The sequence below is a fragment of the Acetanaerobacterium elongatum genome (assembly GCF_900103835.1).
In the GTDB taxonomy this organism is placed as follows: Bacteria; Bacillota; Clostridia; order Oscillospirales; family Ruminococcaceae; genus Acetanaerobacterium; species Acetanaerobacterium elongatum.
Genome location: NZ_FNID01000017.1, coordinates 28942 through 41566, shown reverse-complemented (window position 1 = coordinate 41566; position 12625 = coordinate 28942). Strand labels below are relative to the sequence as shown.

Here is a 12625-nt window from a genome sequence, read left to right as displayed (position 1 = left end):
TTGGTGAGAGATTTTTGTGGCTCAATCAACTGCCATGTAAAAATTGATGAACCTATGTCACTGCATTCCACCTTTAAAGTAGGCGGCCCGGCTGATGTGTTTATTTCTCCCAGTGAGGAAAACCAAGTTTCCGCATTAATCTCTTATTTTAAAGATCACGAGATTCCCTATTGTATTTTAGGCAAGGGTTCCAATATATTAGTTTGTGATGCCGGTATACGGGGTGCGGTAATCCACCTAGGACATCGTTTTTCAGGTATTAGCCAGTATGGTGAGGTTATGGAGTGCAGGGCGGGCACACCACTTGCGCAGCTTAGCTATACTGCATATCAGGCGGCCCTTACGGGCATTGAGTTTGCGTGGGGTATTCCCGGAAGCGTTGGTGGCGCCGCCTATATGAATGCGGGTGCCTATGGCGGAGAGATGAAGGACATCCTCATTTCATGCAGGCATGTTGACCATAATGGGGAAATGGGCGAGTTTGCAGGCAGCGAGCTTGCGCTTGGTTACCGAAAGAGTATCTATAGCGGAAGCGACTCTTGCATCACAAGTGTAAAAATACAGCTAAAGCCCGGCAACAAGGAAATCATTAAAGAGCGTATGGATGAGCTGTTCCAGCGACGAAAAACAAAGCAGCCGTTGGAATATCCCAGTGCAGGAAGTACCTTTAAAAGGCCGGAAGGGTATTTTGCGGCCGCCTTGATTGAGCAGTGCGGGTTAAAGGGCAAATCGGTAGGAGGCGCTATGGTTAGTATTAAGCATTCGGGCTTTGTTATTAATACCGGAACCGCAACCTGTAATGACATCTTACGGCTGATAGAAATTATTAAAGAAGAGGTTTTAAGGCAGACAGGGGTTACACTTGAATGTGAGATTCGATTCTTTGGTTGCGACTAGAATCATACCATTTTGAAAAATAAAGCTGCCGCTCAAGCGGTTTAGACATTTGCAAGTTAAAGAAAGGCATGGATACAAAATGCAGCTCGTAATTATAACCGGGCTTTCGGGCGCCGGAAAAACAAGAGCAATCAACGTACTGGAGGATATTGGTTTCTTTTGCGCAGATAATATGCCTCCCATGCTGATTCCTAAATTCGCCGAGCTGTGCTCTCAATCCGACGGTAAAATCAGCAAGATTGCGGTCGTTACCGATATTCGCGGCGGGAATATGTTTAGTGGGCTGGTTGACAGCCTTGACGAGATGAAAAAGAATGGCTATCGGTATAAGATTTTGTTTTTGGATTGCCGTGACGATGTATTAATCAGACGGTATAAGGAAACAAGGCGAAAGCACCCATTGGTTGACAGTGAAAATGCTTCGGTAGAAAATGCGATAGCCGTAGAGCGCGTTATGCTTAAGAAGATTAAAAGCATGGCTGACTATGTTATCGATACCTCCATATTATCAACTGCGCAGCTGAAAGAGCGCATTTCCGCGTTATTTCTTGAGGATAACTCTTCGGGCATGCTTGTGAACTGTATGTCCTTTGGCTTTAAATATGGCCTTCCGAGTGAGGCAGACCTAGTTTTTGATGTGCGTTGCCTGCCCAACCCGTTTTACTATGATGAACTAAAACCTAAATCGGGGCTGGACAAGGAGGTACACGATTTTGTGCTCAGCTTTGAGGAGTCACGTACCTTTTTAAGCAAGATTAAAGACCTCATTGATTTTACGCTTCCTCTTTATACAAATGAAGGAAAAAGTCAGTTGGTAGTTGCCATCGGCTGTACCGGCGGCAAGCATCGTTCGGTGACGTTTGCACAGGAGCTTTCAAAGTACCTTAATGAAAAGGGTATTATCGCAATTGCAAATCATCGCGATATCACCAAAGACAGATAACGGCATATTCATAGCTTACTTTGCGAAACGGGGTTTGGCATTAGTATGGCAGACACTTACGGATACAAGCTCAAAGCCGAGTTGTGTAATACGGCCAAGCTTTCATCGGCTGGTAAAAAAGCGTTACTTTACGGGTTAATGCTTTTTTCGCGAAGCTTTAACTCTTCCGGGATATCTATTCAAACCGAATACGAGTGCGTAGCCACCCTCTACCAAGACCTTTTGCACGAATTATGCGGTGCCGAGGCAAAGTTGAGGGTAATGGGCACTGAAGCGAAGGCGTTTGCCGTATCTGTTTTACGAGAAATTGACCGGCAGAGGGTACTAGAATATTTCGCGCATGAGTTTAATGAGATTGCGTTAAAGGTTAATATGGCTAACATCGATACACCGGAGGATATCTGCCATTTTATCCGCGGTGCTTTTTTGGCATGCGGTTATGTCAGTGACCCACATAAGGCTTATCGGTTAGAGTTTGTTGAACCTCGTTTCACCCTTAGCAGGAATCTTGCACTGCTGTTGGAGGATGCGGGCTTTACCTTTAAAAGCTCGGTTCGTAAGGGGAGTTATGTACTCTATGTGAAAGACAGCGGTGTAATTGAAGATGTAATTACCTATATGGGCGCTTCGCGGTTTACACTGGAACTGATGGATATTAAAATAATCAAAGATTTGCGTAATAATATTAACCGTAAAACCAACTGTGAAACAGCAAATATTGAAAAGACCATTACCGCTTCCGCCGCCCAGATTCGGGATATTAAATATTTAAAAAAGGCGCTTGGCCTTGCACTTTTGCCGGAAGAATTAAGGGAGATTGCACTGCTTAGGATTAAATACCCTGAAAGCTCTTTAAGCGAGCTTGGGCAGATGTTGAAGCCGCCCCTTTCGCGTTCTGGGGTTAGCCACAGGCTAAGAAGACTTTCAGCTATGGCAAAAGAACAAAAGCAGCTTATCAAGAAGTAAACCATACTGTGTACCGAAAGAGTGATAAACAATATGAACGAGTTTGTCCACCTTCATGTGCATACCGAGTACAGCTTGCTGGATGGTGCGTGCCGTATTCCTCAGTTGATAAAACGGGTTAAAGATCTGGGGCAAACCTCTGTAGCCATAACCGACCACGGCGTAATGTACGGCGTGGTTGATTTTTATAAGGAAGCAAAAAAGAATGGCATTAAACCAATTATCGGCTGTGAGGTTTATGTAGCGCCTCGAACACGATTTGATAAGGTGCATGCATTGGATTCCAGCCCCTATCATCTGGTTTTGCTGTGCCAAAATAATCAGGGCTACCAAAATCTGATACAGCTGGTTTCGTTGGGCTTTATCGATGGCTTCTATAACCGCCCCAGAGTAGATATGGAGCTGCTGAAAAGGTACAGCGATGGGCTTATCTGCCTTTCCGCCTGCCTTGCGGGTGAGATACCTCGAAAGCTCTTAAATGGCGAGTATGATGAAGCCAAGCGCGTAGCCCTTGAATATGAGGCTATCTTTGGAAAAGGAAACTATTACTTAGAGATACAGGATCACGGTATAGAGGAACAGAAACAGATCATCCCTTATATTATACGACTTTCGCAGGAAACAGGTATTGGGCTGGTTGCTACCAACGATGCGCATTATTTGGTAAGGGAAGATGCCAAGATGCAGCATGTTATGGTATGTATTCAAACCGGGCATACCGTGGATGACGATGATACGCTCGAATTTCCCACCGAAGAATTTTATATTAAAAGCGGCGAAGAGATGAAATCGCTTTTTTCTTATGCACCGCAGGCAATTTCCAATACCCTAGCAATTGCCGAACGCTGCGAGGTTACATTTGAGTTCGGTGTTACAAAACTGCCATACTTTAAAGCACCGGAAAACAAGGATAATGTTGAGTACTTTAAAGAGAAATGCTATGAAGGGTTAAAGCGAAACTACGGCGATAATCCTGCACCCACACTTTACGAAAGACTTGATTATGAGCTTTCGGTTATCATCAAGATGGGGTATGTGGATTACTTTCTAATCGTTCACGACTTTATTGCTTATGCAAAAAGAAACGATATTCCCGTAGGCCCAGGTAGAGGTTCAGGTGCCGGAAGCCTTGCGGCATACTGCATCGGCATCACGGGTATAGACCCGATTAAATACAACCTGCTGTTTGAACGTTTTTTAAACCCAGAGCGTGTAAGCATGCCGGACTTTGATATCGACTTTTGCTATGAAAAACGACAGAAGGTTATAGATTATGTTATCTCCAAATACGGCAGTGACCATGTGGCGCAGATTATAACCTTCGGTACAATGGCAGCACGTGCGGCAATCCGCGATGTTGGGCGCGCATTAGGGCTCACATTTCAAGCGGTGGACACGGTTGCCAAGCTGATACCTACTGAGCTGCACATGACTATTGAAAAGGCACTTTCTGTAATGCCGGAGCTTAAAACCCTGTATGAAAACGACGTTAAGATTCGGGAACTGATTGATATGGCCCGGAAGCTGGAGGGGATGCCGCGCCATGCCTCTACCCATGCGGCGGGTGTAGTAATTACACGCGATCCGGTAAGCTCATATGTACCGCTTTCAAAAAGTGATGAGTCTATTATCACCCAGTTTACCATGACCACCCTTGAGGAACTTGGGCTGTTAAAAATGGACTTTCTTGGCCTGCGCAACCTCACCGTTATCCACGACTGCGAAGAAATGATTCGTTGTACGACTCCCGATTTTTCGATGGAGCATATACCAAATGGAGACCAAGATGTCTTCAAAATGCTGTCGCAGGGGTATACCCTGGGTGTTTTCCAGTTTGAATCGGCTGGTATGAAACGTGTGCTAACAGACCTTAAGCCGGATAAGATAGAAGACTTAATTGCCATCAACTCGCTTTACCGCCCGGGGCCGATGGAGTCTATTCCCAAGTACATCGCGAATCGTCACCGTCCTGAGCTGGTTACCTATAAAACGCCGCTGCTCAAGCCCATTCTGGATGTAACCTACGGTTGTATTGTGTATCAGGAGCAGGTTATGCAGATTTGCCGCCAGCTTGCCGGTTATTCGTATGGGCGTGCGGATCTGGTACGCCGCGCTATGTCCAAAAAGAAGGCAGATGTCATGGAGAAGGAACGCCATAACTTTATCTATGGCGCGAAACGTGATGACGGCAGTATAGAATGTGTCGGCGCCGTGAGTAACGGCGTATCAGAAGAGGTTGCAAACGACATCTTTAACGAGATGTCCAGCTTTGCCTCCTACGCCTTTAATAAGTCGCATGCTGCGGCCTATGCCTTCGTGGCATATCAAACAGCCTACCTTAAGTATCATTACCCCAAGGAGTATATGGCGGCGTTACTTACCAGCGTACTGGATAATACCGATAAAGTGGTGGAATATATTGGAGAATGCAGCCGGATGAATATTAAGGTGCTCCCGCCGGATATCAACCAGAGCGGGGAGGGCTTTACTGTTGCGGGCGAGGGGATTCGGTTTGGGTTGGTTGCGATTAAAAACCTTGGCAGAAATCTTATCCGTGATCTAATCAATGAACGAAGAAATGGGCCGTTTACTTCGTTCTACAGCTTCTGTGAGCGTATGCAGGGTTCCGATTTAAATAAGCGCGGTATGGAAAGCCTGATAAAAGCAGGAGCCTTTGACAGCCTTGGCTATAAGCGCAGGCAGCTTTGTTTAAACAGTGAATCAATTCTTAACGCTATCGGTTCTCGCAGCCGCAGTATGCTGGAGGGGCAGATTGACCTTTTTGCGCTGAACAATCCTATTAAGCAGAGCGAGCCTGTTATGGCGGATACCGAAGAATTCAGCCTTACCGAGCTGCTGCATTATGAAAAAGAGACTATAGGGCTGTTTATTTCCGGGCATCCGCTCAACGATTTTAGGCATGCAGCCGAACGGATCGGAACCGTAAACCTTTCTGACGTAATAGCCAGCCAGAAGGAAGAAACTGGCCGTTTTAAGGATAGAGACATCGTAAAACTGCTTTGCATTGTAACTTCAAAAAAACTTAAAACAACCAAATCCAATGAAACGATGGCGTTTATAGAAATTGAGGATACTACTGCATCAGTTGAGGCTATTGTTTTCCCAAAGCTGCTTGCTGATAATACAAAGTTGTTAACAGTGGGTGGCACTGTCGTTATTACGGGCAGAGTATCAGTTCGAGAAGAAGAGGAGCCAAAGATTGTATGTGAGAACATAGAATCCGTAGAACAAGCTGTGGCTTCCTCCGTTGCTGCCGAACGAATCAACACTGCACCCGAAAAGAAGGGGCGTACCGGCTTGTTTTTAAAGCTTGAGTCGCGGCAGGATGAACGGCTCAAAAAGGCGCAGAATATACTTGAATACTTTAACGGTACGACGGCTGTTTATGTCTATTTTAATCATGAAAAAGAACTAACGCAGGCCCCGGCCAGCCTATGGATAACCCCTTACCCCAATATGCTATTAGAGTTAAAACGTATTCTTGGCGCAGAAAATGTAGTTTTAAGAGAGTAATTCAGATAAACTTACAACAAACTTTCCCGATATCCTTGCAGAAATTATTGAAAAACGATTTTTTATATATTATAATCGTAAAAGGTATGATTAGAGTTGAGATCTCCGTAAAGCGGGAAGAGGATAAATCCTTAAAAGGGGAAGTCTGAAAAATATATCAGGCTAGGATTTTGTGTAATCGTTTTAACAACGCACGTTTCCCCGGTATTTCAGAAAGGATGTTCTATGATGAGTGATTCAGTAAAAACAATCGGTGTTCTTACCAGTGGCGGAGACGCCCCCGGTATGAATGCTACCGTTCGTTCTGTGGTAAGAACGGGCTTGCACATGGGTATGCGTGTGCTTGGCATACGTCATGGCTATAATGGCCTCATTTCCGGTGACATGGTAGAAATGAACCTTAGAAGCGTATCGGATATCATTCACCGCGGCGGTACTATTCTTTACACCGCGCGCTGCCCGGAATTTCGTGAGCAAGCAGGTCTTGAAAAGGCAAAAAAGACCTGTCAAGCTGCCGGGCTTGACGGCATTGTTGTTATCGGTGGCGACGGTTCCTTCAGGGGTGCTCGCGATTTATCGTTGCTTGGTATTCCTTGTGTAGGCCTTCCCGGCACGATTGATAACGACATTGCCTCGTCTGATTACACTATTGGATTTGATACCGCTATGAACACTGCCATGCAGATGGTGGATAGGCTGCGTGATACTACCCAGTCTCACGACCGCTGCAGTGTGGTAGAGGTAATGGGTCGTCATGCGGGCTATATTGCGCTGAATACTGGTATTGCCTGCGGTGCTACATCTATTCTTGTTCCTGAAGTGCCGTTTGATTTTAAACGCGATATCTACGACAGAATGATGAACACCCGTAAAACCGGCAAGCAGCATTTCATTATTGTTGTTGCCGAGGGTGTAGTAGCCGAAAATAATCCCAGTATTGATGAATTGGCTAAACGTATTCAGACCGAAACCGGTATTGAAACACGTGCTACCGTGCTTGGGCATGTACAGCGAGGCGGTTCTCCCACAGTTGAAGACCGCGTAAACGCAAGTTTAATGGGTAACTATGCGGTAGAGCTTTTAAACAGAGGTATCGGCAACCGTGTGGTTGTTATGAGAGACAATAAGATAGTAGATATCGATATCTACGAAGCACTGCAGATGAAAAAAACAATTGATATGCATACCTACGAGGTAGCACACCAGATTTCTATCTGATTTATTCAGCATCCAATCAGGCCTCTCAGCGATGGGAGGCTTTTTCTTATGCTATCATCTATAACTAACATACGCTTACTGTCACATAATGCCGCAACAGCGAATATATATAACTGTAGCTTAATTGCATAAAAACATGTGAATTCTCACAGCTTTTTATCAAATACAGCCTTTTTATATATTAAACAGCATTGAAAGGCCGTGGTTGCAGCATGCGCAGAGTAAGAATGAATAGATGGCAGCAGGTTGAGTTGAAGATACTTATTACTTTGGTCATAATCGTTGTGGTACTTATTATCTGTGATATCAGAATGAGGCCGGTTATAAAAACCTTTGCGGAGTATGAGGCTAAAATAATATCCGCACGCATGATTAACGATGCGGTATGTAACGAGCTTGAAAATAACGCAGTGAAGTATAATGACATTATCACGCTTTCCACCGATAGTTCTGGCGCGATAACTGCAATACAGACCAATTCAATGGCCGTCAATATCTTAAAGTCCAGAATTAGCGCGGCAATCCTTGAGAAGCTATCTTCAATGGAAAGTACCGAAATTAAGGTGCATCTTGGTACACTGCTGGGGGCACAGGCCTTTATGGGGCGCGGGCCGAATCTGCCCTTTAAAATTGTTCCAACGGGGGATGTCTCTACCGACCTTTCACATTCCTTTGAGGCTGCGGGTATTAACCAAACACGCCACCAAATTCTGCTAAGCGTAAATGTTACAGTAACTGCGGTAATCGCCGGAACCTCCAGCAAGGTGGTGGTGCCCTGTAATTTCTTGATCGTGGATACGATTATTGTAGGAAAGGTGCCAAATTCTTTTACCGATATCAATGGCGATAATTCATCTACAATTTCGAAAATTAACGATTATGCCGATCAAAAATAATTTAAAAATGGTTATAAATATGGTATACTAAACAAAGTATACATAGCAGAATTTTCTGCCTCAATTCACGAGTGAGCTGTTATAGTGGCATACCTGGATGTTATTTATCATGGTATACTAACAATATATTGTATTTTTAACTTTAGGAAGAGGTATTCTTATGGATTTGAATGCCGCAAAACAGAGGGTAGCTGAGATCAAACCGCTGTTGGAGGAATATGCTTATCAGTATTATGTGATGGATAACCCCACTGTAAGTGATTTCGAGTACGATAAGCTGCTGCATGAGTTAATAGACATCGAGCAACAATACCCGGAGTTGCTCACGCCGGATTCTCCTTCACAGCGTGTGGGCGGCAAGGCGTTGAATACCTTTGAACCTGTGGCTCATACGGTGCAGATGGGCAGCCTTCAGGACGTTTTTTCGTATGAAGAGGTTAAGGAGTTCGATCGCAGAGTTCGGGAAACGATTAGCAACCCTTTATATGTTGTAGAGCCTAAAATTGATGGGCTTTCCGTTTCACTGGAGTATCAAGACGGGGTACTGGTGCGAGCATCTACCCGTGGTGACGGCTTTACGGGTGAGGATGTTACCGCCAATATTAAAACCATCTCCTCGATACCGTTACGCTTGAAAAAACAACTGGCAGGTATAGAGGTTCGCGGCGAGGTTTATATGCCGTTAAAAAGCTTTGAAGAGGTTATAAAGCGTCAGGAAATGGAGAAAGTCACGCCCTTTAAAAATCCGCGCAATGCCGCAGCCGGTTCCCTGAGGCAGAAGGACCCGAAGATTACTGCTTCCCGCAAGTTGGACATTTTTGTATTTAATATTCAGCAGCTTCAAGGGGAGATATTATCTTCCCACCGTCAGTCTCTGGATTATATGAAATCACTTGGGTTTAAGGTGATCCCCTCTTATAAATGCTTTAAAAGTATAGATGAAGTAATAAATGAGATTAAAAATATCGGCCAAAGTCGAGGGACATACCCGTTTGATATCGATGGCGCTGTTGTAAAGGTAGATAGCTTTTCAGATCGGGAAAGCCTTGGAGCTACGGCAAAATTCCCCCGTTGGGCAGTAGCGTTTAAGTATCCGCCCGAAGAGAAGACTACAAAGCTGCTTGATATTGAAATCAATGTCGGCAGAACCGGTGCACTTACACCTACAGCTGTTTTTGAGCCGATAACGCTTGCGGGTACGACCGTAAGCCGCGCGGTGCTTCATAATGAGGATTTCATCAAAGAGAAGAATATCTGTATTGGTGATACGATTGTGGTACGCAAGGCGGGCGAGATTATCCCTGAGGTGTTGAGTGTTGCGGCGCACGGAGAGGATGCGCAGCCGTTTCAGATGCCAACGCATTGCCCGTCCTGTGGAGAAGCGGTTTCACGTCAGCCGGATGAGGCGGTAATACGGTGTGTGAATCCTGAATGCCCTGCTACGCTATTAAAGAATATTGTTCATTTCGTTTCCCGTGACGCGATGGATATTGAGGGAATGGGCCCTGCAGTGATAGAAGTTCTTGTCAACAACGGGCTTATTCGTTCGGTTGCCGATTTATATACCCTATCACCGCAGGAGGTTATAAAGCTTGAGCGAATGGGGGAAAAATCGGCAGCAAACCTGATGAATTCAATTGAAAAATCAAAGAGTGCAGATCTTTCCCGGTTGCTTTTCGGCTTAGGCATACGCAATATAGGCCAGAAAGCGGCACAACTGCTGGCAAAGCAGTTTAAAACCATAGATCAGCTCATGAAAGCCAGTGTGGATGAGATTGCATCCATTGAAGGCTTTGGCGAGGTTATGGCTCAGAGCGTATTCAGCTTTTTTACACTGAGCGGCACCAAAGACCTTATCGAACGGCTTAAGGCAGCCGGAGTGAATATGGTGTCAACATTGGCGCCCACCGGTAATCAGTTTGCCGGGCTTACCTTTGTGCTTACCGGTACACTGCCGACGCTTTCACGCGACGAGGCCACGAAACTTATTGAGGATTTAGGCGGAAAAGCCTCATCCAGTGTTTCTAAAAAAACCAGTTATGTGGTTGCGGGCGAGGCTGCGGGCAGTAAGCTGACGAAGGCTCAGGAGCTTGGTGTAACGGTTATTACAGAGGAAGATTTGTTAAAGATGTGCGGTGAAAATCGCGTATAATATGGAGGTAGGTTGAAAGAATGTCTTTCAACTTTCGAAAAGCAGCCTATTAGGGCGGCCCCTTCCTGCCGCTATGCGGTGCCGGCACTTTTATAATCGGTTTTATGTCCTTGCTTTTGGGCATAGAACCCCAAAGAAAGGACATGGTTCTTAATATGAACATCGACATTAAAAAGGTGGCCAAGTTGTCACGGCTCAAAATCAGTGAGCAGGATATCCCAAAGTTTGAACGGGATATGCAGAGTATCGTGGATATGGTAGACAAGCTCCCGGACGTTTCTGATCTAACCCTTTCGTTAGACCGGAATGACCCGATGGTTCTTCGTGAGGATGTGATAGGGGCTTCGGTAAAGCGGACAGATATGCTCAAAAACGCCCCGCAGGTGGAAGCGGGCTGTTTCGTTGTTCCCAAGGTAGTTGAAGAGTAGTATTAAAACTTTGGCAGGCAATACCTTAAAAAGCATTTACCCCCTCATCTTCCGTGCGGGATGTGTGGGACATTGATATTACATGGCGCGGAGAAACGGCGGAGGCTATGAATCTTTACGAACTAACAGCAACAGAACTTTCAAAAAAGCTCGCGAGCAAGGATTGCTCTGCGGTAGAGGCAACAAAATCAGTTTTTGATCGAATTGAAGAGGTGGAGGGCAAGGTTGAGGCTTACCTTGCCGTTACAAAAGAAGAAGCCCTCAATAAAGCTAAAGAGGTAGATGAGAAGCGGGCAAAGGGTGAAGCGCTCTCTCCGATAGCTGGTGTGCCAATTGGCATAAAGGATAACATCTGCACAAAAGGGGTGCTTACTACCTGTGCCTCCAAGATGCTTTATAGTTTTGTGCCGCCATATAATGCCACCGTTATTGATAAGCTGTGTTCACAGGATATGGTGATGACCGGCAAGCTGAATATGGATGAGTTTGCAATGGGTTCCTCCTGCGAGAATTCCTACTTTAAAAAGACCAAGAACCCCCACAATCTATCTTGCGTTCCCGGCGGTTCCTCTGGTGGCTCTGCTGCAGCCGTAGCGGCAGGCGAGGTGTTTTTGTCGCTGGGGTCTGATACCGGCGGTTCCATCCGTATGCCGGCTTCTTACTGCGGCATTGTCGGTTTAAAGCCTACCTATGGCAGCGTATCACGTTACGGTTTGGTGGCTTTTGCTTCGTCACTGGATCAGATCGGCCCGTTTGGGCGGTGCGTTGAGGATGTGGCGATGCTGTATAGTGCCATCTGTGGCCGGGATGAAAACGACGCAACTAGCGTAATTTGTAAGTACCCCCGCTTTACGGCAAACTGTACCGATATCAGAGGGTTAAGAATTGGATTGCCCAAGGAATACTTCGGCGAAGGTGTGGATGCAGAGGTTAAAAAGGCTGTGACAGCTGCTGTGTCGGAGTTGGAGAAGGCAGGCGCTGTTGTAAAGCAGATTTCGCTGCCAAGCACCGATAACGCACTTTCCGCCTATTATATTATTTCGTCGGCAGAGGCATCCTCCAATCTGGCGAGGTTTGACGGGGTAAAATACGGTTACCGTACCGAGAGCTTTGACGGCCTGATTGATATGTACGAGAAAACGCGCAGCGAGGGCTTTGGTGACGAGGTAAAACGCCGAATTATGCTTGGAACCTTTGTGCTGAGCTCAGGATATTATGATGCCTACTATAAAAAGGCCAAGCTGTTCCAGAAACGTATCTCGCTGGAGTTTGAAGAGGCGTTTAAGGGCTGTGATATAATTATTACCCCCACCGCACCGGATACCGCCTTTAAGCTTGGTGAAAAGGTAAGCGACCCGGTGAAGATGTATGCTTCCGATATCTGTACGGTTACCGTAAACATTGCCGGGCTGCCTGCAATCTCCGTACCCTGCGGCAAGGACTCTAAGGGCTTACCTGTCGGCATGCAGATTATTGGTGCTAAGTTTACTGAACAAAAGCTATTTGATGTTGCAAGCTTTTACGAAGCGCTTACTGGCGGGCCGCAGAAGGTTGTACATGTTCCTGTGTAACAGACATACCCTTATGGAAG

General features: G+C 45.7%; 9 protein-coding genes. All 9 read left to right on the top strand.

Going from position 1 to position 12625, the window contains the following annotated elements:
• Positions 1-3: 3 nt before the first annotated feature.
• The 9 genes from murB (at position 4) to gatA (ending at position 12605) form a co-directional block, all read left to right on the top strand.
• Entirely contained in the window at positions 4-897 is an 894-nt protein-coding gene (gene murB, locus BLR50_RS07695; protein WP_242871713.1) for a UDP-N-acetylmuramate dehydrogenase, read from the top strand.
• Positions 898-976: 79 nt separating this feature from the next.
• The gene (gene rapZ, locus BLR50_RS07690; protein WP_092640237.1) at positions 977-1840 is read left to right on the top strand and encodes an RNase adapter RapZ; all 864 of its coding nucleotides are present in this window, start codon (positions 977-979) and stop codon (positions 1838-1840) included.
• Between the two features lie 45 nt (positions 1841-1885).
• Positions 1886-2806, top strand: a complete 921-nt coding sequence (gene whiA, locus BLR50_RS07685; RefSeq protein ID WP_092640235.1) for a DNA-binding protein WhiA — start codon at positions 1886-1888, stop codon at positions 2804-2806.
• 33 nt (positions 2807-2839) lie between these two features.
• The gene (locus BLR50_RS07680) at positions 2840-6340 is read left to right on the top strand and encodes a DNA polymerase III subunit alpha (protein ID WP_092640233.1); all 3501 of its coding nucleotides are present in this window, start codon (positions 2840-2842) and stop codon (positions 6338-6340) included.
• A 228-nt stretch (positions 6341-6568) separates the two neighbouring features.
• Entirely contained in the window at positions 6569-7558 is a 990-nt protein-coding gene (pfkA, locus tag BLR50_RS07675; RefSeq protein WP_092640231.1) for a 6-phosphofructokinase, read from the top strand.
• Between the two features lie 212 nt (positions 7559-7770).
• A complete protein-coding gene (gene yunB, locus BLR50_RS07670; RefSeq protein ID WP_092640229.1) occupies positions 7771-8454 on the top strand; it encodes a sporulation protein YunB in 684 nt (227 codons plus the stop codon).
• Positions 8455-8614: 160 nt separating this feature from the next.
• On the top strand, positions 8615-10606 hold the full coding sequence (gene ligA / locus BLR50_RS07665; RefSeq protein ID WP_092640227.1) for an NAD-dependent DNA ligase LigA: 1992 nt from the start codon (positions 8615-8617) through the stop codon (positions 10604-10606).
• Between the two features lie 155 nt (positions 10607-10761).
• The gene (gene gatC, locus BLR50_RS07660) at positions 10762-11034 is read left to right on the top strand and encodes an Asp-tRNA(Asn)/Glu-tRNA(Gln) amidotransferase subunit GatC (RefSeq protein WP_162840365.1); all 273 of its coding nucleotides are present in this window, start codon (positions 10762-10764) and stop codon (positions 11032-11034) included.
• A 107-nt stretch (positions 11035-11141) separates the two neighbouring features.
• Positions 11142-12605 (top strand): Asp-tRNA(Asn)/Glu-tRNA(Gln) amidotransferase subunit GatA, encoded by a 1464-nt coding sequence (gatA, locus tag BLR50_RS07655; RefSeq protein WP_092640223.1) that lies wholly within the window; start codon positions 11142-11144, stop codon positions 12603-12605.
• The last annotated feature ends 20 nt before the right edge of the window (positions 12606-12625 follow it).